20 protein-coding genes are annotated in these 23605 nt (G+C 52.8%); 3 read left to right on the top strand and 17 right to left on the bottom strand.

The features are described from left to right. Positions 1–41 precede the first annotated feature (41 nt). From QUF18_RS07970 to QUF18_RS07935, 8 genes are all read right to left on the bottom strand, one after another. Positions 42–785 carry a 5'/3'-nucleotidase SurE gene (locus QUF18_RS07970; protein WP_289386535.1) on the bottom strand — a complete coding sequence of 248 codons (744 nt, stop codon included), beginning with the start codon at positions 783–785 and terminating at the stop codon, positions 42–44. Further along, positions 785–1945 carry an MBL fold metallo-hydrolase gene (locus QUF18_RS07965; RefSeq protein WP_289386534.1) on the bottom strand — a complete coding sequence of 387 codons (1161 nt, stop codon included), beginning with the start codon at positions 1943–1945 and terminating at the stop codon, positions 785–787. The genes QUF18_RS07970 and QUF18_RS07965 overlap by 1 nt, the downstream gene beginning before the upstream one ends. Continuing rightward, positions 1942–3015: an ABC transporter ATP-binding protein gene (locus QUF18_RS07960; RefSeq protein WP_289386533.1), complete on the bottom strand. Its 1074-nt coding sequence runs from the start codon at positions 3013–3015 to the stop codon at positions 1942–1944. The genes QUF18_RS07965 and QUF18_RS07960 overlap by 4 nt, the downstream gene beginning before the upstream one ends. Further along, entirely contained in the window at positions 3003–4703 is a 1701-nt protein-coding gene (locus tag QUF18_RS07955) for an ABC transporter permease (RefSeq protein ID WP_289386532.1), read from the bottom strand. The genes QUF18_RS07960 and QUF18_RS07955 overlap by 13 nt, the downstream gene beginning before the upstream one ends. A gap of 11 nt (positions 4704–4714) precedes the next feature. Further along, positions 4715–5647 carry an ABC transporter substrate-binding protein gene (locus QUF18_RS07950; protein ID WP_289386793.1) on the bottom strand — a complete coding sequence of 311 codons (933 nt, stop codon included), beginning with the start codon at positions 5645–5647 and terminating at the stop codon, positions 4715–4717. Positions 5648–5947: 300 nt separating this feature from the next. After that, positions 5948–7231, bottom strand: coding sequence for an NAD(P)/FAD-dependent oxidoreductase (locus QUF18_RS07945; RefSeq protein ID WP_289386531.1), 1284 nt, complete (start codon positions 7229–7231; stop codon positions 5948–5950). Positions 7232–7563: 332 nt separating this feature from the next. After that, a complete protein-coding gene (locus QUF18_RS07940; protein WP_113944611.1) occupies positions 7564–8496 on the bottom strand; it encodes a LysR family transcriptional regulator in 933 nt (310 codons plus the stop codon). A gap of 147 nt (positions 8497–8643) precedes the next feature. Then, complete coding sequence (locus QUF18_RS07935; RefSeq protein WP_289386530.1) at positions 8644–8841, bottom strand: hypothetical protein; 198 nt, start codon at positions 8839–8841, stop codon at positions 8644–8646. Positions 8842–8887: 46 nt separating this feature from the next. Here QUF18_RS07935 and hglS point away from each other — a divergent pair, with 46 nt between their 5' ends. The 3 genes from hglS (at position 8888) to QUF18_RS07920 (ending at position 12445) form a co-directional block, all read left to right on the top strand. Next, entirely contained in the window at positions 8888–10279 is a 1392-nt protein-coding gene (gene hglS, locus QUF18_RS07930) for a 2-oxoadipate dioxygenase/decarboxylase HglS (protein ID WP_289386529.1), read from the top strand. A gap of 178 nt (positions 10280–10457) precedes the next feature. Then, positions 10458–11993 (top strand): L-piperidine-6-carboxylate dehydrogenase, encoded by a 1536-nt coding sequence (gene amaB, locus QUF18_RS07925; protein WP_289386528.1) that lies wholly within the window; start codon positions 10458–10460, stop codon positions 11991–11993. A gap of 131 nt (positions 11994–12124) precedes the next feature. Further along, entirely contained in the window at positions 12125–12445 is a 321-nt protein-coding gene (locus QUF18_RS07920; RefSeq protein WP_289386527.1) for a hypothetical protein, read from the top strand. 59 nt (positions 12446–12504) lie between these two features. Here the strand turns inward: QUF18_RS07920 and QUF18_RS07915 are convergent, their stop codons facing one another. The 9 genes from QUF18_RS07915 to QUF18_RS07875 form a co-directional block, all read right to left on the bottom strand. Continuing rightward, on the bottom strand, positions 12505–12906 hold the full coding sequence (locus QUF18_RS07915) for a GFA family protein (RefSeq protein ID WP_289386526.1): 402 nt from the start codon (positions 12904–12906) through the stop codon (positions 12505–12507). Positions 12907–13175: 269 nt separating this feature from the next. Next, on the bottom strand, positions 13176–14060 hold the full coding sequence (gene purU, locus QUF18_RS07910) for a formyltetrahydrofolate deformylase (protein WP_289386525.1): 885 nt from the start codon (positions 14058–14060) through the stop codon (positions 13176–13178). A 205-nt stretch (positions 14061–14265) separates the two neighbouring features. Continuing rightward, the gene (locus QUF18_RS07905) at positions 14266–14994 is read right to left on the bottom strand and encodes an SIS domain-containing protein (protein ID WP_289386524.1); all 729 of its coding nucleotides are present in this window, start codon (positions 14992–14994) and stop codon (positions 14266–14268) included. Then, positions 14991–16163, bottom strand: a complete 1173-nt coding sequence (gene nagA, locus QUF18_RS07900) for an N-acetylglucosamine-6-phosphate deacetylase (protein ID WP_289386523.1) — start codon at positions 16161–16163, stop codon at positions 14991–14993. Before nagA ends, QUF18_RS07905 begins: the two co-directional genes overlap by 4 nt. After that, a complete protein-coding gene (locus QUF18_RS07895) occupies positions 16163–17194 on the bottom strand; it encodes an SIS domain-containing protein (protein ID WP_289386522.1) in 1032 nt (343 codons plus the stop codon). Before QUF18_RS07895 ends, nagA begins: the two co-directional genes overlap by 1 nt. Beyond that, positions 17191–18012 carry a GntR family transcriptional regulator gene (locus QUF18_RS07890; protein ID WP_289386521.1) on the bottom strand — a complete coding sequence of 274 codons (822 nt, stop codon included), beginning with the start codon at positions 18010–18012 and terminating at the stop codon, positions 17191–17193. The genes QUF18_RS07895 and QUF18_RS07890 overlap by 4 nt, the downstream gene beginning before the upstream one ends. Positions 18013–18117: 105 nt before the next feature. Beyond that, positions 18118–21216: an efflux RND transporter permease subunit gene (locus tag QUF18_RS07885; RefSeq protein ID WP_289386520.1), complete on the bottom strand. Its 3099-nt coding sequence runs from the start codon at positions 21214–21216 to the stop codon at positions 18118–18120. Further along, a complete protein-coding gene (locus QUF18_RS07880) occupies positions 21216–22328 on the bottom strand; it encodes an efflux RND transporter periplasmic adaptor subunit (RefSeq protein ID WP_374806498.1) in 1113 nt (370 codons plus the stop codon). Before QUF18_RS07880 ends, QUF18_RS07885 begins: the two co-directional genes overlap by 1 nt. Then, a complete protein-coding gene (locus tag QUF18_RS07875) occupies positions 22325–23488 on the bottom strand; it encodes an efflux RND transporter periplasmic adaptor subunit (RefSeq protein WP_289386519.1) in 1164 nt (387 codons plus the stop codon). Before QUF18_RS07875 ends, QUF18_RS07880 begins: the two co-directional genes overlap by 4 nt. Positions 23489–23605 lie beyond the last annotated feature (117 nt).

Genomic DNA, 23605 nt, shown 5'->3' with positions numbered 1-23605 from the left:
TCAATTGAGCGGCTTTTTCATATCTGAATCGAAAGACTAACTTATCTGTCTAAGGCTTTGATAAGATTCTCACTTAGCTCCGTCTCACCAAACCAGTTGAGCCGGTTAATGCAGATAAATCCGCGATCAACCAGATCATTATCATCGCCGTCAGAAGATGAATGCGGGCGTCCGCGCGGCACCATCAGCACTGTCTCATCACCATCTGTGCTGACTACCTCCGACGATGATGCAATCTTGTCCCGACCGATGCGCGGCTGGGCAATTGGCGCAGGCAGACTATGCGGCAGATTAATGCTCAGCCAGTGCCCTTCTCTCTGCCAGTCTGTGCGCTGCGCTAACAGGTTGCGCAATAATTGCACCAGTGCGGCCAGATCGCTTTCACCACGGCGCGGCTGTTTGACCTGTGAAAAACCAATGGCGGGAATGCCCCAGAATGTTGCCTCTCGGGCAATGCCGAGTGTGCCGGAATAGGCCAGATCTTCCGCCACATTGCGCCCGTCATTAATCCCTGCCAGCACCAGATCAGGCTTGGTCTGATCTTTGAACAACCAGCTCATCGCCGACACAACACAATCGGCTGGCGTGCCGGAACATGAATAACGTTGTTCCGCACGCTTCACCATGGTTAGTGGTTTGCCGATGGTGATGGATGCACCCGCAGCTGTGCGCTTACCATCCGGTGCCACCACCCACACATCATCACTCAATGCCCGTGCAGCACGTTCCAGAAAAGCCAGACCTTCAGCATCAATACCGTCATCATTGCAAAGCAAAATACGCATCAGGCTGCTCCTAATTCTATCACATCACCGCTCTTCACATCCTGACGCAGCGACGGAATATGCGCTGCCAATTCGCTAAGCAATGCAGCGGAACAGGAATGGCCGAGCATATCAGGCTTACCTGCGTGCTCCCAAAGCGCGACCATACCGCTCAAAGTCGGATGGGTCGGCAGTCTGATCCAGTCTGCCAGCTCATCCCGCAACATATCAAAGGCCGGTGTATCTTCCGGCACGTGACCGGTCAGCAGAACCGGCCAGCCGGTGCGTAATGCACGGGTCATTGCATAGGCAGAAGGCCCTGCCCGTCCCATTGCATCGAATGTCAGCAGCGGACAGCGCGGCAGCGCCTGATCTTCACGCCAGTCCTGTGCATTATGCAGCAATTGTTTCAACCGTCCGGCCACACCATCCCGCAAGGCACCAGACGCTGCAATCTGCTCAGCCAATGCAGCACGCATATCCGCATGAATGGCAAAATTAACCGGCATCAGCGCCATCAGTTCCAATGATCGGCCGGAGAGTGGTGTCGGCAGCAGGCAACCATCACGATTTTGCAAAATCCATTCGCGGATTTGCTGTACCCGTGTGTCTCCTGAAATAGCATCCGCACCATAAGAGGCATCCAGCAGCAACAGATCACAATGCGGAAATGCATCCATTTCCAGCACAGGACTATCCGGCACGACGTCGCCGCTATAGAGAACTTTACGTCCTTCGGCCTCAATGCAGAACCACACGCCGCCTGCCACATGGCCGGAACGACCGGTGGTGATTTCTGCATCACCCAGCGTCAACACATCGCCTGCTTTGAACAGTTCAATACGCTCATGCGGAAATGCAATATTCTCCAGATGCTGTTGTTCGGCATAATTCTTCAAGGTTTGAGCTGTTTCAGCCAAAGTCTCTGCGGTCATCAGGATACGCCCCTGAAAACCCTGATCCAGCAACCACAACAACCCGCCGACATGATCCTCATGGGCATGGGAAATCAGCACAACATCCAGCGCGGCGATCGCATCCACCTCAATCAGCGGATAATAATCGCGCCCTGTAGCGCCTACTTTAATACCGATATCAAACAGCAGCTTGGTTTCAGCCGTGCTAATGCCAACGCCTAAACGCCCCTTTTCACCGAAACCGCCATAGAGATTGATCTTCATACTGCACCTGCTTCCGGTATTACCCAGCCTGACCGGATACGTAATTGCGCCGCATCATCCGCTTTGAGATGTAGCGGATCCGGCAGATTGAAATGCAGGTTCAGTTCCGGTGCCTGTTCGGCAACGGCCTCAATCCGTGATGCACCACCCTGATAGACCGAGCGTTTAACCCGCACGGCAAATCCGTCCTGTTTCACCAGTTCCAGATCGTCTTCACGGATACAAATTTGTGCATCTTTACGCACCACTTCATCGGCGCGGCAGCGCAAGCGCACCTGCTGCCCCAGAACCAAGGCCTCACAGGCACCGCTGCCATTGACGCTCAAAATCTCTGCAGGCAACACCATGCCCTGCGCGATAAAGGATGCGACCATCGCATTCGCCGGTTCATTATAGAGCGTTTTCGGTGAAGCAAACTGCATCAGCCTGCCCTTGTCCATCACCGCAATACGGTCGGCCAGCGCCATGGCCTCGGCCTGATCGTGGGTGATATAAACAATTGTTGTGCCGGTGCGTTTATGAAAGCGGGCAAATTCATCTTCCATCGAAGCACGCAGATGCACATCCAGATTGGCCAGCGGTTCGTCAAACAGCACCAGCGACGGTGCGGCCACCAGACAACGTGCCAGTGCCACGCGTTGGCGTTGCCCGCCGGACAGATTGGCCGGACGGCGATCCCCATAGCCTTGCAGATCAACCAGTTTCAGCGCCTCTTGCACTCGGCGTTCGCGCTCGGCTTTTTCCACCTTGGCGATTTTCAGACTATAGCCGACATTCTCGGAAACAGTCATATGCGGCCAGAGAGCATAATTCTGGAACACGATACCGACACGACGCTTTTCCGGCGGCACGAACTGACCTTTGCCGGTCACCAGCTTGTCACCGACATAGATCACGCCATCATTGGCCTGTTCAAATCCGGCAATCATGCGCAGCAATGTCGTCTTGCCGCAGCCGGAAGGCCCCAGCACCGCGATAAACTCACCATTGGCAATATCAAGAGACACATCGGTCAAAACTTTTGTGTCATTAAAGCTTTTGGAAAGCTGAGAGATAGTCAATCCCGCCATGGCAGAACTCCGTCAGGCAGATATCTGGCGAACATATTGGTCACCAGCATCAGTAAGAATGTAATCAGCACGACCAGCACAGAAACAGCCGACGCATAGGGTGAATCGCCACCCTGCTCGAAAGAGAAAATCACCACGCCCAGCGTTTCCGACCCTGATGACCATAGTAGCGCAGAAACTGTCAGTTCTGAAAAAGCCGTCATGAAAATCAGCACACCACCGGCCAAAGTTGCCGGTGCCACCAGTGGAAACACAATGGTGCGCAGCCGTGTCATCAGCCCTGCACCGGCGACCTGTGCCGCCTCTTCCAGAGCACGGTCAATCTGATGCAGACCGGTAATGGTCGGGCGCAAGGCCAGCACCAAAAACCGAGCCAGATAGGCGTAGAGAATGATCCAGATCGTATTATAGAGATGCAGTCCGACAACCGGCAAAGGTTTGAGGAACATCAGCAATGCAGCAATCGACAGCACTACACCCGGCAGAGCATAGGGCAGCTCGGCGGCAAGATTGAGCAAGCGTGTCCACCAGCGCGACCGCCATGTGATGAGATAGCCGAGCGGCACTGCTACAAGCACCGCAAAACCGGCTGCGGCAAGTGACAATGTAAATGAATTGACCAGCGCACGGCGTGCGCCAGCATGATCCAGCATCACGAATTTCAGATTATCCAGCGTGGCCGTCTGCCAGCTCAGCGGAATACCGAAAGCAGGCACCAATGCGGTCAGCAACAGGCCGAACATAGGCAGCACCAGCACCACGGCAATCAGCAACCAGCAGGCAATCTCGACAATCAGCCGCCATGAGCCAAGTTCAAAAGGCGCAGCAGGCAGCGAGGTTGATGCGATACGGTAGTCGCGGCGGCGCGCCATATAGTCCTGACAAAGAATACCCGCCATAGCGATCACACCGATCAGCAGCGAAAGCACGGCGACTTCCGACAGTACCGATGGTCCTCCACCGGCAAGCTTCTGATAAATCAAGGTCGGCAGTACCAGCACATTGGCCGGAATGCCCAAGAATGCAGGAATACCGAAATTGCCGACACAGGAAACAAAAGCCAGTGCAGAGGCACCGATTACCGATGGTGTCATCAGCGGCACAATGATTGTCCGCGTTACCCGCCACTTGCTGGCACCGCTGCTCAACGCTGCTTCAACCAGTTCACGTGGCAATTTGCGCAAACCGGCGCGTACAATCAGAAATACCAGCGGCGCATATTGAATGCCGAGCAGAACAATAATGCCGGTGGTGGAATAAAGCGGGTTACGGCTGCCCAGCTCCGGCGCCATGCCGATCATTTTAAGAAAAGGGCTCGCAGGGCCAAAGAGTTGCAGCCATGCCAGCGCTGTCACCTGCGGCGCAATCAGCAATGGCACCACAAACATCAGCACGAAAACGCCGCGCCCGCGAATATTCGTAAGACTCACCAGCAGCGCCACAGCACTGCCCAAAATGACAGCCGCAAAGGTGCCGCCAAAGCCGGTGATTAAAGAATTACGGGTGGCAACCCATGTCGAGGTCGAAGAAAGTGCAGAACGTAAAGCACTGTCTGAGAACTGGCCATTCGGCGCGATAATCTCGCTCGCCAGTCGCAGCATCGGCCACAAAGACAGCGTGAACACTACTGCCGCCACAAGGAAGATCAGAGCCGTATCCCGGCTCTGACCAAATATTTTATCTGACATCAAAGAATGCCTTAACCGCCGAACAGCTCAGAAAAACGCTTCTTATCGGCTTCTGTTACACCCAGAACTTTGAGCGTATCAATCGGCATGATGTTGATTTTGGTGCCTTCCGGCAGCCAGCTCGGGCGACCAACAGATTCTTTGGCAGGCAGATAGCCCTGCTCCAGCGCCAGTTTCTGTCCATCATCCGAGAGGATGAAATCAACGAATTTCTCTGCGCCGGCAACATTCTTGGCTGTGGCCATAATTGCAACAGGCTCGGTCACCGCTGGCACGCCTTCTTTCGGGAACACGAATTCAACCGGCGAGCCTTTCGCCTTGGCATTCAGCGCCATGAAATCCACGAGGATACCGTAAGGCTTTTCGCCGCTGGCAACGGATTTCAGCACAGCACCATTGCCACGCACGCTGATCAGCTCATTGGCTTTCAGCTTTTCGAAATAGTCCCAGCCAAGTTCTGAATTCAGCGCAAAGCCGGAGAGCATATAGGCAGCCGCACCGGAATAGAGCGGGCTCGGCATCACGATCTGGCCTTTGTATTCTTCTTTGCCAAGATCAGCCCAGCTTTCAGGCTTGCTCTTCGCCTGTGTATTATAGGCAATACCGGTGGTGATCAGCTTCGAACCAAAATAGGTTTTGTCTTTATCGAAAGAACCTTCTGTCAGACCTTCAGTCTTCGCGCCTTCATAGGCTTTCAGACGATTGTCTTTTTTCAAAAGCTCCATCGAAACAGCATCAGCAATCAGCAGCACATCCGGCTGCGGTGCACCGGCAGCAAATTCAGCAGCCAGCTTGCTGAGGATATCGCTGGTGCCCGAACGGAACACCTGCACATCAATATCAGGATTGGCTTTGCGGAAGGCTTCAACAGTCTTGGTCGCATCAGCTTCCGGCTGCGACGTATAAAGATTGAGCGTTTCTGCATTGACCGCCGTTGCGCCCATAAAGACCGCCAGAGCAGTAGCCAGAACTGTTTTACGTGACGTGCGTTTCTGCAACATGATTCTTATCCCTGAAATCATTCATCCGATACCGGAGCGAGCCGGTTACTCGCCGCTCATTTATTAAATGAACACTACAAGTATATGACAAAGAATAAACTCACCACAGAAATCAAAAAGAAACAGGGCACTGAACCAGCAATGCCCTGTTAAAATTCAAATTATATCGCTTTATCTATCTTAGAACCGTGCGCAATTTAAATTGCAGCGCTCAAAAACGAGCGTGCTCTTTGATTTAGGCGCTCAGAAGCGAGCGCCGGTAAAATGTGCAATCTGTGCGCCGGTTTCATAATAGGCCTCGCGGATACCGAGGAAGGACTGTGTTTCCGGTTCAGTTACCGGCAATGGCAGCTCAGCTTCACTGATTTCACCGCTGATATGGCGTGCCAGTACATTGCCGAACACAGTGCCGGTGGCAATGCCGCGACCGTTATAACCGCTGAAGCCAATCACATTCTTATCAAAGCGATGGAACTTCGGCAGGCTGTCATTGGTCATACCGATCAGGCCGTACCATTCATAATCAAACTCGACTTTGCCAAGCTGCGGGAACAGACGCTTCATTTCACGCTTTGCCCATGCCGTATGAATACCTGTACCGGTATTGCGCAACGCACCCACACTACCAAATACCAAACGACCGGCCTGATCATAGCGATAGGACGACAAAACTGTTTTAGTATCCCATACGCCCTGACGTTCCGGCAGAATCTGCGCCTGCTGTTCTGCTGTTAGCGGCTTGGTCGCAAGGTTGAAGTAAGGCAGATGCATAATTTCTGCACGCACCTGCGGCCACGGTGCCTGCGTATAGGCATTGGTAGCCACAACGATCCACTGCGCGCGCACCGAGCCTTGCGCGGTGCGAACAACCCAGTCATTTCCCACGCGTTCAGTAGATGTCACCGGAGAACCGGTGAAAATCTGTGCACCGGCAGCAAGTGCTGCATGGGCAAGACCGCGCACATAGGCCAGCGGTTGAATTGTACCGGCACGCATATCCAGCAGCGAACCACTATAGGCCTTGGTACCAACCTTCTTTGCGGTTTCTTCAGCACTCAGCAGCGTGACCGGCGCACCACGACGCTGCCACTGTTCCGCACGATCCTGCAATTCGCGCAAACCTTTCTGGCCGACGGCGCAATGCAAGGTGCCGGTGCGGGTCGCTTCACAGGCAATATTATGTTTTTCAATGCGCTCGAAAACCATTTTCGGGCCGTTGCCGAGTTCTTCCAGCAAACGGTCGCCATATTTCTGGCCGAGAACGCCTGGAAGATCATCCGGCATAACCCACATACCGGCATTGACCAGACCGACATTGCGGCCGGAACCACCAAAACCGATTTCAACGCCTTCCAGCACGGCAACCTTGCTGCCGCGCTCGCTCAAATTCAGTGCGGTTGAAAGTCCCGTAAAACCACCGCCGACAACAACCACATCAACGGTCAGCTCGCCTTTAAGCGCTGATGTAACCGGAGCGGCAGGAGCGGATTTTTCCCAGAGACCGTGAGAACGGGGATTATTCAGCATGTCAGTTCATTTCTCAAAAACAACGTTGCCAATATCGCGTGCCTGAAAACCGGCACATCACGCAATAGCGCTGAAACAAAAGGTCAACGATCAAAATGGATAAAGAGCGCCGTATATATAATGCGGATACACACACAACACTCTGAGTGTTTGAAATTTGAAGCACAACACGGAAATTCGTCCGGTTTGTTATTTGTCAGTGATCTTAAAGTCTTTTTTTCTGACGTTAGATTCAGCCATACACCTTTCGGTTTTGGCAACAGTAGCAATTTATGCGCAACAGATCATTCATTCACGGAATGACCTGTTCCACTTTAGTTGTAGTATATACTTTATTCTGCGTTCAGATGCACCAGCGCCATATAGTCATGTTGACCGACCTGCCCGCGAATCCAACCGGAAAAGGTCTGTATCAGCGGGTTCTCATGTTTGCCTTCCGGCACCACCAGATAATAGTCATTCTCGGTACGCATAGGCTTATCAAACAGAATACGCAGACGACCTTCCTGCAACTCCTGCTCAATCAGATAAACCGGCAGCAGGCCGATTCCAAGCCCGGCAGCCGCTGCCTCGATCACCATAGAAAACTGATCAAAACGATGGCCGCTATAAGTGGTGCGGGCATCAACCTCGCATTGCTCAAACCATTGAGTCCACATTTTCGGACGCGTCGTCAGATGCAGCAGAGGCTCTTTTTGCAAATCTTCCGGCTCAACAATACGATGACTTTCAATCAAAGCGCTGCTTGCGACCGGCACAACCATCTCACTGCACAGATAGTTACAGGTGGCATGTGCCCAAACCGGCTGACCATAATGAATAGCCATATCAAACGGATATTCTTCAAAGTCGAACACACCTGTACGTGAACCGACATTAAACGCCACGCCCGGATTTTCTTCGATGAAATTCGGAATACGCGGCATCAGCCAGCGTGCGCCAAATGTCGGTAGTGTCGCCACGCTGAAAGCCGAAGACGACTGTGCCGAGGCCATTGCCCGCAACATCGTGTCTTCAGTCTGGTTCAACAGACGGCGCACTTCCGGTAAAAACTTGCGTCCCGCATCGGAAAGCAGGATGCGCTGACGGATTCGCTCAAACAGCAAAACGCCGAGCTGGCCTTCAAGATCCTTGATCTGACGACTCACAGCGCTCTGCGTCAGGTTCAGCTCATGCGCTGCCTGTGTAAAACTTCCATGACGTGCAGCGCATTCAAAAGCCTGCAAAATGGCGATATCCGGTATCAGTCGTCGGCTGAGCTTCATTCCTGCCTCGCATAAACATAGTCGGTTTCGTCGCAATCATGCGGCCACACCAGCTGATATGATCAATTTTAGTCATGATATCAACATCTGATACGTGTTTCAGCGATTTTCAGACTGCCGAAAATCGATTTAAAAAGAAATTACGCATCAAATTAAAAGCATATCCCGAAAACTGACTGACATTTTTCGGATCAGATAGGCCTTTATAACAGCATCAGGATGGTTTTGTGCTGCTCCCAAAGAGCACAAATCAACCAAGCAAAGCAGTTTCAGGAAAAACGGCATCCGCTTTTCTTGACGGAACTGCACCAAGAGCAAAACAGACAGGGCTTTATCTTCTCCCAAGACAGATAACAGCTCTCAAGACGGAAAGCCCCCAAGGAGGCAAACCATGAACTTCGTATCAGCCGACAATATTCGCGCTGCATTCTCGGCCTCTATGTCCGCAATGTACCGTACAGAAGTGCCTGCTTACGGCACTTTGATGGAACTGGTTGCAGATGTGAATGCTGCGACACTGAAAGCCCAGCCTGAAATGCTCGCGCGTCTCGAAGATACCGATTCTCTGGATCGTATTTCTGAAGAACGTCACGGCGCGATCCGTCTCGGCACCGCCGCTGAACTTTCCATGATGCGCCGCGCTTTTGCTGTTATGGGCATGTTCCCTGTCGGGTACTACGACCTGTCCGCTGCCGGTGTGCCTGTGCATTCCACAGCTTTCCGTCCTGTTGCAGACGCTTCGCTGAAGATCAATCCGTTCCGCGTTTTCACCTCGCTGCTGCGTCTCGACCTGATCGCGGACGAAAAGCTGCGCAAAGAAGCGGAAGAAACCCTTGCCAAGCGCAATATCTTCACTGCCGGTGCGGTTGAGCTGATCGAGATTGCTGAAAAACAGGGTGGTCTTACACAAGAACAGGCTGATAAGTTTGTGGCTGAAGTTCTGGAGACTTTCCGCTGGCACGATAAGGCCAATGTGAGTGCAGAACTTTATCACCGCCTGCATGATGCCCATCGTCTGATTGCTGACGTTGTGTCCTTCAAAGGCCCGCACATCAACCATCTGACACCACGCACGCTCGATATTGATGCTGTGCAGACACAGATGCCAGCGCGCAATATTTCGCCTAAAGCTGTTGTTGAAGGCCCTCCAACCCGCAAATGTGCAGTTCTGCTGCGTCAGACCTCGTTTAAAGCGCTCGAAGAAGCTGTTTCTTTCACCGATGCTGCGGGCGAATGGAAAGCCGGTACGCATACCGCCCGTTTTGGTGAAATTGAACAGCGCGGCGTTGCACTGACCCCAAAAGGCCGCGGCCTTTACGACGCGCTGCTTGACAAAACCCGTGCACGTATCCGCCCTGCACCGGATGGCTCGAACGCTGCTGAATATGTGCGTATTCTTAGTGAAGTTTTTGAAGAATTCCCGGACACATGGGCAGAAATCCGTGAACAGGGTCTCGGCTATTTCGCTTACAGCGTAAGCGATCGTTACAAAGCCAAGAGCGAACTGACTGCCGCCAATCTCGACAGCCTGATTGCTGAAGGTGCGGTCCAGTTTGACCCGATTGTCTATGAAGACTTCCTGCCGGTCAGCGCCGCAGGTATCTTCCAGTCCAATCTCGGCGACGACGATACGCAGGAATTTACTGAAAGCCCGAACCAGAAGCGTTTCGAAACGGATCTCGGCGCAACTGTGCTCAATGAATTTGAACACTATGCCCGCATCGAGCGCGAATCTGTTGAGGGCGCGTTGAAGGCTCTCGCCTTTAAAGTCGCTGCAGAATAACTACATAACATGTGAAAACGGCAATCTGCCCTCAAAGCAGATTGCCGTTCAGTTGTTTATACCGGCGCAGTCTTAGAGACAGGAACTGCTCCATTGCATCAGATAGAGTATTGAGTTTGTTCCCTTACCCGAACAAACGCCTGATATTCTGAACGATAAACGATAGGGAATGCGATTTATGAGCACCGAAAATAAAAAAGTGAACGTCAAACAAGAAGCTGCTGACATTCTCGCCAAGCTTGGCGTTGACAGCGCTGCCTATACAGGCGGTGATCTTGCCTCGTTCAGCCCGGTTACCGGCGAACAGATCGGCGCCCTCAAGACTCATTCGGCTGCAGACACTGCCCGCATGATCGAAGAAGCAGATAGCGCATTCCGCACATGGCGCGATGTTCCGGCACCTCGCCGCGGTGAACTGATCCGCCTGCTCGGTGAAGAACTGCGCGCAACCAAAACTGATCTCGGCCGTCTCGTTTCGATCGAAGCTGGTAAGATCATTTCTGAGGGTCTCGGCGAAGTTCAGGAAATGATCGACATCTGCGATTTCGCAGTTGGTCTGTCCCGTCAGCTTTATGGTTTGACCATTGCGACTGAACGTCCGGGTCACCGCATGATGGAAACATGGCATCCGCTTGGCGTTGTCGGCGTTATCTCTGCCTTCAACTTCCCGGTTGCTGTTTGGGCATGGAACGCAACATTGGCACTGGTTGCCGGTGATGCGGTTGTCTGGAAGCCATCCGAAAAGACCCCGCTCACAGCGCTTGCTTGTGAAGCGATCTTCAACCGTGCCGTTGCCCGTTTTGGTGCAGATGCACCTAAAGGTCTGTCCGCAGTTATCATCGGCGACCGTGCAATCGGTGAAGTTCTGGTTGACCATCCGAAGGTTCCGCTGGTTTCCGCAACCGGCTCAACCCGCATGGGTCGCGATGTAGGCCCGCGTCTGGCCAAGCGTTTTGCACGCGCCATTCTCGAACTCGGCGGCAACAATGCCGGTATCGTCTGCCCGTCAGCCGATCTCGACATGGCTCTGCGCGCGATTGCTTTTGGTGCCATGGGCACTGCTGGTCAGCGTTGCACAACCATGCGTCGCCTGTTCGTGCATGAAAGCGTTTACGACACACTCGTACCACGCCTGACCAAAGCCTATCAGACTGTTTCCATTGGCAACCCGCTGGAAACCCCTGCACTGATCGGCCCGCTGATCGACAAAGCTTCTTTCGATGGTATGCAGAAAGCGCTTAGCGATGCCAAAGCACACGGCGGTAAAGTTGTTGGTGGTGACCGCGTATCCGTTGGTCCGGACACAGGTTACTACGTACAGCCAGCAATCGTTGAAATGCCAGAACAGGCAGGTCCGGTTCTCGAAGAAACCTTCGCACCGATCCTCTATGTGATGAAATACAGCGACTTCGACAATGTACTCGAACTGCACAACGCAGTTGGTGCCGGTCTGTCGTCCTCGATCTTCACACTGAACCTGCAGGAAGCTGAGCGTTTCCTTTCCGCATCCGGTTCGGATTGCGGTATCGCCAACGTCAATATCGGTACATCCGGTGCTGAAATCGGCGGCGCATTCGGCGGTGAAAAGGAAACCGGTGGCGGTCGTGAATCCGGTTCGGATGCATGGAAAGCTTACATGCGCCGTGCAACCAACACCGTAAACTACTCCAAGGCACTGCCGCTCGCACAGGGCGTATCCTTCGATATCGACTAATCATCATTCTTGATGACAAAGAAAAGCCCCGCATAGCGGGGCTTTTTTATTGACTAAAATCACACAAGGGGTCTCTATTACATACAGTATTCACGCATATCTCATCAGAACTCTCCACCACGGAGGCTCGCATGCGTTTAACTTTAGCAGTGCTAATAGCTATCATTTATATGGTGCATAGCCCGATTGTTCATGCAAGCGAGAACAATACTACGTTTTGCACAAAGCTCGGTGAACTTGCGGGGCGCTCTATGGCGGCACGCTTAGAGGGAAAACCTCTGACGGATCTTCTCAAGGTCAAATTTGATCCGGCGGTCAGGGAAGTTTTTCAAACCATCATCAGAGAGGCTTATGCAAGACCTCTGGTTGATGGTGATAATGCATGGGTCAGGAATATGTCTGATTTTCGCAATGATGTTGAAGAAAAATGCCAATCATCTTTGACCAAATAAAAAGAAACTAAAGCGTGCGCCATGAATGCAATTAAACGCAATACGCGCTTCGCCATGTCTCAATCTATATGCTGAATCACCATAGTATGAAGTGACTTTAGCCAGTGATGCTGCCTCGCCTCCCAAGCTGAAATTGAAGGTGCTGCAAAAGCAGGATCAGCAAAGGCTCCAACGGCAACAGCAACATGATCTGGGAGTGCTTCTGCCTCCCAATAAACGGTTGACCCACATGATGGGCAAAACTGAAATGATACTGAACGACCGGCATCAGACTGTCGGGTGAATTGTGTTGATTGACCCAAAATTGTCACTTGCTGTTGTTTGAACCACGCCTGATTACCAAAAACGGCTCCGGTTCGACGCTGACATTCAAGACAGTGACACATCGACACCCGCAGCGGTTCCCCCTCACAAATGATTTTCAGCTTTCCGCAACTACAGGCTGCGTAATATTTTTTCATAAGCAAACTCCTTATTCAACATGTGTAAGCACGCATGCTAACGCTGAGGAAATTATCGGAGCATTTCACAGGTAAATTGAATCAACTTGAAGGCTAAGTCATTTTTTTGCACATGGCATGACGTACCGAACGATTGAGATTTTCGCAATGACGAGGCGAAAATGGGGGCTGCCGAGAACCGGAGCGGAATGTACTTTAAGGTACATGAGTACCGGAAGCGCAGGCAGTCCCCATTTGCAGACCGTAAGTGCGTAAATATCGACGGTCGGTTAGCCCATACGTTCAGAAGCGTACGACCCCGGGCTCGCCGGAAATACGACTGTCCGATTACCATTGAGGAACACGCGGTGATGGATATGCGCGTGAATGGCGCGTGCCAAAACCTGCGCTTCAACATCACGCCCGATGGAAACATAATCGGCAGCCGACTGCGCATGGGTAATACGGGCAACGTCTTGCTCGATGATCGGGCCTTCATCGAGATCGGCGGTCACATAATGCGCTGTGGCACCAATCAGCTTCACGCCGCGCTCATAGGCCTGCTTATAAGGATTCGCGCCTTTGAATGATGGCAGAAAAGAGTGGTGAATATTGATGATCTTGCCGGACATTTTCTTGCTCAACTCATCAGACAGCACCTGCATATAGCGTGCCAGAACCACAAGCTCGGTGCCGGTTTCATTGACGATATTCATCATCTTGGCTTCGGCTTCAGCCTTATTTTCCTTCGTCACCGCAATGTGATGGAAAGGAATATCGTGGTTCACAACGACCTTCTGATAATCAAAATGATTGGAAACAACACCGACAATATCAATCGGCAGACCGCCGATTTTCCAACGATAGAGCAGATCATTCAGGCAATGACCAAAGCGCGAAACCATCAGCAGGGTTTTCACCGGTTTGCGGGTGTCGTGAAAATCATAGACCATGCCGAATTTATCAGCAGTCTCCTGAAAACCACCGGCGATCTCTTCGAAGCTTTTGCCCTGCTCCGTGATAAAGCTGACGCGCATAAAGAATTTGTCGGCACCGAGATCATCGAACTGGGCGCTGTCAACAATGTTACACCCCATGCCAGCAAGATATCCGGAAATAGCGGCAACTATACCGAGGCGTGACTGGCAACTGACGGTCAACACATAATTCTGCATGGGGATATCCCTTAAGCTTCAGCGTTCAAATGAATACAGTCCCGAAAATCCGGTTCCATATGAAGCTCTTACACAGAATTTCAGCGCTTTACAGTCCCGATTACGCTTTTGTTTGACGGAATTCTGCCATTTGCAGACAAATATACATAACCTATAATCTCAGGCTATAGACGTTGTTTTCTGAGATTATAGGTCGCTGCTTGCATCAAAGATGCGGGTTGCGCGCTTTGTATTTTTCGATCAGCCGATCATTGATTTCTGTTGCCCCTGGCATATTGGCACTGCGATAGACCGGCACATCACTGCCTTCTGTCGCCAGTTCGGCAGCAACAGCAGTAAAGATCGCATGGAGAAGGGTTGCACAAACGGCAGTCGAGACAGCTCCGGCCTTCATCTCGCTGTTCGGCAATTGCATTATCGCATCACCTGCCGGAATTTCATTATCCAGCACCAGATCAGCAAGTTCAGACAAGCGCACACGGCCATTGGCCGCGCTGGCAGAATAGGAAACCGATGTCAGTGCAATCACTTTTGCACCGACTTCGCGCCCATATCGGGCAGCATCAACCGGCGCAGCGTTCACACCGGAGTTGGAAACAATCAGCAGAATATCACCCGCACCAATATCATAGCGCTGTAGCAAAGGCTGAACCATGCCGCTGATGCGCTCGAATTTGGTGCTGGAAGATGCGCCCTCATGCAGCATTGTAAAGGCTGAAAGAACAGGCACGGTAATCGCCAGACCACCGGCACGATAATGCACTTCTTCCGCCAGCATGTGCGAATGACCGGTGCCAAAAACAAAGACGCGCTTATCATTGCGCGCAGCTTCGCCAATCATGGCAACAGCCTGCTTCATCGCCTCGGCCTGACTGTCACGCAGTTGCGTGAGATGGGCTGTCAGCTTGTCGAAATAATCATCGATAATGCTCATGCCTGTTGATCCTGTCGCTCACCGGAAATCCACGTAGAGCGGACATGGCACTGGTCATCCAGCCAGACCAGATCGGCACGTTTTTGCGGAGCCAGCACACCACGACCATTGAGTCGCAAAAACGTGGCCGGATAGGAGGTTGCCATGCGTAAAGCCTCCTCGCAGGAGAGATCCAGCATCGCCATACCATAGCGGATACCCGATGCCATATCGAGATCGGAACCTGCCAATGTCACACGGTCTTCCAGCACCAATTTCGGGCAATAGCCACCCTCAACACGATAGACTGTACGACCATTGAGCTGGAATGTATCGCGGCCTGAGCCGACCAGCGACATCGCATCAGTGACAAAGAACAAGCGCCCTTGCCCGCGTTTTGCCCGCAATGCCACACGCAGAGCCGCAGGCTCGACATGATGGCCGTCCGCAATAATCCCGCCCCACACAGACGGATGATCCAGCGCCGCACCCACAAGATTAGGCGCACGATGGCCGAACTGGCTCATCGCATTGAACAAATGCGTCACGCCACGCGCACCGGCATCAAAACGCGCCATTGCCATTTCATAAGTGCTGTCGCTATGGCCGATGCTGACAATCACGCCGCCTTCGGCCAGTTCACGCACCTGCTCCGGCGTCACCTGCTCCGCAGCCATTGTCACCAGCAAGCAGCCGATTTTCTGTGCTGCTGCAATCATCGCCTGAATATCAGCCGATTGCACAGGCCGCATCAATTCAGCCAGATGCGCACCTTTTTTCGCTGGTGCCAGATGCGGACCTTCCAGATGCAGACCGGCAACGCCTTTATCTGCTATCACCGCATCAACCGCTGCAACCATTGCCTGTGCCGTCACATCACCGGTATCGGTGATCAGGGTCGGCAGCAGGCTGGTTGTGCCGTAGGGACGATGCCCTGCCGCGATGGTGAACATGATTTCCGGTGTCGGTCCGTCATTGAGCATTGCGCCGCCGCCGCCATTAACCTGCGCATCAATGAAACCGGGGCTGAGAATGCCGCCCTCCAGTTCAATGATTTGCACATTGTCCGGCAGTGCATCACCATCCTGTACGAGGCGGACAATCCTGCCCTCCCCGATCAGAAGGGCAGTTCGCTCGTGAAAACGATTGCCGTCAAAAATACGCGCACCACGCAGCAGCTGAAAATGCATCAGACAGTCTCCGTTACCTTATTCAGATTGAGCGGCTTATCAGGATTGAAACCACGGCGGCGGGTAACCGCCTCGATAATACGATAATAAGCGCCAAGTGACACCAGCGGATCAAGCAGAGCCGAGCCGGTCGCCGGTGTTTTAATCTGGCTCCACGGCAAATCCAGTGGCGAAATTGTCAGGATATTGCCGCCAATGCTTTCAAGATGTTTCAGCGCCTGCAAATTGTGCTGATAGGCCTGATCCTGAGAAACAAAGGCCACAATCGGGAAGCCTTTTTCCACCAAACGCATCGGCCCATGCATCAGCTCTGCCAGTGAGAAAGCCTCCGCATGAATGGCTGAGGTTTCCTTCGCCTTCAATGCAGCTTCAAGCGCAATCGCCATCGAAGGTCCCCGACCACCGATAAACAGCGACTGTTTTTCAGCCAGCGTATTTTCCAGCGCATTGCCTGCATCAACCTGCACAGCAGCCAGCGCATCAGCCAGATGATCTAGGCCGTTCTGCATCTCATTATTTTTGCTGACGGCAGCAATCACACCAGCCAGAGCCGCAGCAGACGCAATAAAGGATTTAGTCGCAGCAACACTTTTTTCAGGCCCTGCACCGATTCCCAGCACAATATCGGCCTCATTGCCGAGCGGGCTATCGGTGACATTGACCACAGCAACGGTGACTGCACCGCCTTTTTTAGCCGCGCGTTGCATCGCCACAATATCAGGGCTGGCACCGGACTGTGAAACAGTAAAATGCACGGCAGAGCCAAGCTGCAACGGCGCATCATAAACCGATGCTACTGATGGCCCCAAAGCAGCAACCGGCAAGCCCAATTGAATTTCAGCAAGATATTTGAAAAATGTCGCTGCATGATCTGATGAGCCGCGCGCGCAGGTCGAAATCAATGCAGGCTTGCGGGATGCAAAAAGCCCCGCAATTTCTTCAAATACCGGCTTCTGCTCTTTCAGCATCTTAGCGACAACAGACGCAGCCTGTTCGGTTTCCTGAAGCATGAGTGTTGGTGATGCGGTCATCGGACCTCCCCCGTTTTAAGTTCCGCAATAAAATCATAAGCATCGCCGCGATAAAGCGAGCGAGTATATTCCACAATCCGGTCGGTCTGCGTGCGCGATACGCGCTCCATTTGCAGCGCCGCCGCTTTATCGGCCACGCCAAGCAAACGCGCATTCACCGGATCCAGCACCACAGCCGTCAGGCGCTGCAAAGCGCGCACCGGCTTATAGCCTTGATCTTCTAATGCTGCATAAAGTGATAGTGCACCGCTGAGCACCGCCTGCGCCAGCTCAGTTTTCTGCCCTGCACCATCCTGCGTAGGTGTTGCAGTTCCGAGCAAGCGCTGCGGGACCACGGCACGTTCAATCGCCATCGGCATATCATCCGCGAGGCGCAAGCGTTCAACGCGCACCACCAGATCCTGCATGGAGATGCCAAGCTGAAACGCCTCTTCCGGAGACGGATGCCCGATACCACCGGAGAGAATACGCACGCCCGGCACTTTACCACGGGCGATCATATCCTGCGAGAATGAGGTGAGCTGCCAAAGCGGCTGGCTGATCTTTTTCGGGCGTTCACAAATATAGGTGCCGCTGCCATGTCGGCGCTCCACCAAACGATTTTCCAGCAGAGCCTGATAGGCAGAGCGGATGGTGACCCGCGCCAGCCCAAGCGCTTGCGCCAGCTCGCGCTCCGGTGGCAAACTACTGCCAGCGGCAAGGCTGCCATCTTCTATCAAATTGGTCAGAACCACGGCGACCTGCTTATAGAGCGGCCCGCCGGTCGTTTGCGCTGCTAATCCGCGCTGAAGAAGAGGAAGCAATCTGGTATTATCCATAGCGCAGATATAATACCTTTTTAAGACCAGTTACAATTGAAATTATCCGTTCCAAGAAAATAAAAAGGGCAGCTCCAATTCAGAAAGCGGCCCTTTTATTTTAAATTATTGCACCACCACCGGTTCCGCTGGCGGAACATCAGAGCCGCCTTCTGGCTGCTGCGGTTCCGGCTCTTTGACTCGGAACCATGCCACATAAAGCGCAGGCAAAAATAGCAGTGTAATCACTGTACCGACAATAATCCCGCCCATCATTGCATAGGCCATTGGCCCCCAGAAAACCTCACGGGAAATCGGGATCAGCGCCAGACTGGCAGCCGCTGCGGTCAATGCAATCGGCCGCATACGATGTTGGGCAGAGTGATAGACTGAATCCCACGGATGCATACCCTCTTTAATATGATCCTGCACCTGCACGATGAGGATCACCGAGTTACGGATCAGAATACCGATCAGCGCCAGCACACCGAGAATAGCCACGAAACCCAGCGGTTTTCCACTCGGCAGCAAGGCTGCAACTACCCCGATCAGGCCAAGCGGCGCGACTGCAACCACCAGAAACAACCGCTGGAAACTCTGCAACTGGATCATCAGAATGGTCGCCATCACAAACAGCATCAATGGCACAACAGCGGCAATCGGCCCCTGACTTTTGGCACTTTCTTCAACCGTACCGGCAATATGCACGGAGTATCCAAGCGGCAGCTTTTCTGTAAAGGCGTCCACCTGCCCCTTCATTTTCTCAACGACTGTATCCGGCATCGTCTTGTCGAGAATACCGGCCGACACTGTGATTGTCGGCATACGGTCACGCCGCCAGACTACAGGCTGCTCAATCTCGTAGCGGAAATTGGCAATCGAAGCGAGTGGGATGGAATCGCCATTACCAGTGCCGATTTGCAGATTTCGGAGTGTTTCAATCCGGTCACGCTCCTGCGCCTGCGCCCGCACCACAACATTGATGAGATATGTAGCATCGCGCACCTGCGTAATCGCCAGACCGCCGACAACACTGTTCAGCGTCATCGAAATATCTTTAGAGGAAACGCCGAGCTTACGTGCCTTATCCTGCAATACATCAACCCGCACCACTCGTGCCGGTTCGTTCCAGTCATAGGCGACCACACCCAGACGCTCGTCTTTGCCCATTATATCGGCAACCTGATGCGCATAATTACGCACCGTCTGAATATCCGGCCCGCTGACGCGATACTGCACCGGACGACCAACCGGTGGCCCAAGCTCAAGGAATTTCACATAAGCATCAGTGCCGATATAATCCTTGCGCAAAACCGCATCGAATTTCTGCTTCAAACGGTCACGCGCCTCAACATCCTTGGCGACAATAATCATCTGCCCGAAATACGGATTGACCGGCTGCACATCGAAGGTCAGCACGAAACGCACTGCGCCCTGTCCGATATAGCTGCTCCAATGGTCAATATCCTCATTGCCTTTGAGCATGATTTCTTCAAAACGCAGCATCTGCGCCTGTGTTTCGGCGATGGAGCTGTTTTCCGGCAGCTTCCAGTCAATGACCAACTCTGGTCGATCCGATGGTGGAAAGAACTGGCGCTCAATCAGCGTCATACCACCCAGCGACACCAAAAACAGCGCGATCGTTGCAAAAATCGTTGTCCAGCGATAGCGCATACACCACAGCAAGGCTGCAGAAAAAGCAGCCGTCACACGCCGTGGCTTTTCCTCATGCTTCTTCATGGTTTTCGGCAGGATTGTTACGCCGAGTAGCGGCGCGAACAATACTGCCACCACCCACGACACCACCAGCGAAACCCCAATCACCACGAACAAAGTATAAGTATATTCACCGGCCTGACTGGTATTGAGACCGATCGGAATAAAACCGGCAATCGTCACCAATGTACCCGTCAGCATCGGAAAGGCCGTATGCGTATAAACATAGGTCGCCGCTTTATTGATCGGATCGCCCGCCTCAAGCCGTGCAACCATCATTTCAACGGCAATCATAGCATCGTCGACCAGCAGGCCGAGCGCAATAATCAGCGCGCCAAGTGACACACGTTGCAAGGATATATCCATATATTGCATCGTGAGGAAAGTGATCGCCAAAACCAGCGGGATCGACAGCGACACCACTAAACCGGCACGCACACCGAGGCTGATGAAGCTCACCGCAAGAACGATAATCACCGCCTCAAACAGCGCTTTGGTGAAACCGGAAACCGCATCATCCACCACTTCCGGCTGGTCGGCCACTTGATGCACTTTGATGCCAATCGGCAATTCGCCTTCCACATGCGTCATCAGCGCATTGAGCGCATTGCCGAAATCCAGCAGATTTTCATTCGGCTTCATACCAATTGCCAAACCGATTGCCGGTTCACCATTGACGCGAAACAGACTTTCCGGCGGGTTAGTATAACCGCGCTTGATCTCTGCCACATCGCTGAGACGGAAGAAGCGGTTATTAACCCGCAGATTGACCGCTTTCAGGCTTTCTTCGGAAGTGAACTGCCCGCTCACCCGCACCGAGAGCCGTTCCGGGCCAGCATTAATCACACCGGATGGCGTGATCGCATTCTGATCCTGCAAACTCTTTAAAATCGCCTGCTGATCCAGCCCCAAAGCTGCAATCTGTCGGGAGGAAAATTCAAGGAAAATCACCTCGTCCTGCGCACCGATCAAATCGACTTTACCGGCACTTGGCAGTTGCAGAACCTGCGTGCGTACCGTTTCCACGTAATCGCGCAATTGCCGGTGGCTCAGACCATCAGCGGTGAAGGCATAAATATTACCAAAGACATCCCCGAACCGGTCGTTGTAATAGGGTCCGTACACGCCTTCAGGAAAATTACCCTTGATATCATTGATCATATTGCGGGTTTGGAGCCAGATTTTCTCCACATCCCGCGCTTTGGTCGTTGCTTTCAGATTGACAAAAATGACCGCTTTACCGGGTGTTGTCACCGATTTGGTAAAATCGAGACTGTCCAGCTCCTGCAATTTCTTCTCAATCCGGTCAGTCACCTGATTGATCGTCTCATCCACCGATGCACCCGGCCAATTGGCCTGTATCAGCATGGTTTTAATGGTGAATTGCGGATCTTCTTCACGACCGAGATTGATATAAGCAGCACTACCTGCAATCAAAAACACCAGCATGAAGTACCAGACCAGCGAACGGTGATTGAGCGCCCAGTCAGAGAGATTAAATTTCTTCATTATTTCTCTCCCTGCGGCAGTTTAACTTTTTGACCATCCTGCAAACTATTCACGCCCGCACTGACAATAAGCTGACCGTCTTCCAAGCCCTCAACAATAAAGTTCTGCTCAGTGCGGCGCACCACTTCAACCGGCTGACGGCGCACTGTCTGGCTTTGCGCATCGGCAATCCAGACATAGGTCTTCCCGTCCTGTTCCAGCAAAGCGGAAAGAGGCAAGCTGATCTGCTCCTGATGATTACCATTGCTACGCAGTGCTGTGATCGTCGTCCCTAAGCGAAAAGCTTCCGGTGCCTCATCCAGCGTAATTTTCACGCGGCGAAGACGGGTTGCACTATCGGCTTGCGGCGCAATTTCTCGCACATGCCCTTGTGCCTGCACTGTTGGATCAGCTTGCAAGAAGATCATAAATTCATCACCGGTATTGATCTCTTCCGCAATACTATCCGGCACGTCAACAACCGCTTCACGCACATCAGGCCGCGCTACGGTCACCACGCTTTGCCCTGCGGAGACAACCTGCCCGACCTCGGCATTCACCGCAGAAACCACACCGGTGAAATCAGGCTGTAATTGTGCAAACCCACGTTCATCTTCTGCTTTACGCAATGCAGCTTTGGCTTTTTCCAGTCCGGCGGCAGTCGTATCGCGTGCTTGTTTGGCATTGTCATAGATTGCCTGAGAAATACTGCGTGTCGCCAGCAAGCGCGATTGCCGGTCTTCTGTAGCCTGCGCATTCACATATTGCGCTTCCGCACTGGCCATATCCGCTTTGGCAGCCTGCAAATTCAGATCAAGTTGTGCAGGATCAATCATCGCCACCACCTGACCTTTTTCGACGATATCGCCGATATCGACATTGCGCTGGATCAGCCGCCCAAGCACACGAAATGCAAGATCTGTGCTATATTGCGGCTCGACTGAACCGGCAAAGCCAATTTGCTGGGATGGTTCTGCCTGTGCCGTTACGAACAAGACCGGCCGGATTACTTCCGCTGCCTCGTCCTGTTTTTCACCGCAGGCAGCGAGTGTCAGCAATGATGCGACCATGGCCGCGCTGAGAATTTTGCGTTTCACTGTCATGGTTTTCACGCCCGTCTCTGCGCCAATCATTGCGTCACACTCTTTTCATCAGCCATCAGCAAATCAACAACCGAGCCTTCACCGAGCATCTGTCCGCCGCGCGTCACAACCATCTGACCATCCTTTAAACCGTCAGAAATAATAATTTTCTCACGCTCATAATCCAGAATTTGCACCAGCGCGGATGAGACGCTGTTTGTCTTGGGATCAAACACCCAGACGGCAGGTTTTCCGTCCTGTGCAGTCATGGCACTCCACGGCAAAACCACTGCACGAACCGCTGGCAGCGACAGGCTGCCAATCACCGGCGCCGCCAGTGTCATGGCGGCTGGCGGCGTATTAAGCCCGATTTTAACCCGCACCGTACCCGTTGTGGCATTGACCACCGGTGCAATCTCACGGACACGGCCAGTTGCAGTGATTGCGGGATCAGACACCAGTGACAAGCTCACCGGCGGCAAGCCCTGCCCGTCACTTTTACCTTCAATGGTCTCGGCATGGGCAGCCAAAGCCTCCTGCACATCAAACACGGCATCCCGTTCGCCATCCGCAGCAATAATAAACGCTGTCTGCGCAGCCTGCACCAATTGTCCGGTTTCAATATTGCGAGCAGTTACCACGCCGGAACGCGGCGCCCGCAATTCCGTATAGCTCATCATATCCTGTGCATTTTTCATCTGCGTTTGCGCAGAGATCAGCGCGGCTTCTGCCAGCTGCTTGGTTTCTTCCGCAGTGCCAAACTGGCTGCGTGTGGTAAAACCTTGTTTCAGCAATGCCTGCTGGCGTGCGTAATTCGCAGTCGCCTGTACCAATTGTGCCTGCGCCGCATTCAAAGAGGCCTGCGCCGAACGCAAGGCCGCCTGTTGTTCCACAGCATCAATCCGCGCCAGCAAATCACCGGCTTCAACCTTTTGACCGACATCCGCATGCCGCTCTGTCACCTGACCAGAGGCACGAAAAGCGAGATTAATCAGATTTCGCGCAGCAACTGTGCCTGTCAGAACCAGTTGCGGACGATATTCCGTGACTTTTACTGTTTCTGCACTGACCGCCACACGATGTGCGCTATACAAGGAAGCAGCATGTGCCTTATCCGGTTGCGACTGCGCTGATGCTGCAAAAGCCGAGACGGCCAGCAGAACAGCCGGAGAAAGTGCGAGTAAGATATGCCTGCGCGAACCGGTTATCATCAATACAACCTTTAAACACCTGTCGATCTGCAACAAAGATAGCTGAATATTCCTTTTTTAATAGTCTGTCTGATCCTGACATTATATATTTCAGATGCTAATAAATGAATTAAACTA

This window comes from Pseudochrobactrum kiredjianiae (assembly GCF_030362795.1).
Lineage (GTDB): Bacteria > Pseudomonadota > Alphaproteobacteria > Rhizobiales > Rhizobiaceae > Pseudochrobactrum > Pseudochrobactrum kiredjianiae.
This window is presented reverse-complemented; position numbering and strand designations above follow the sequence as displayed.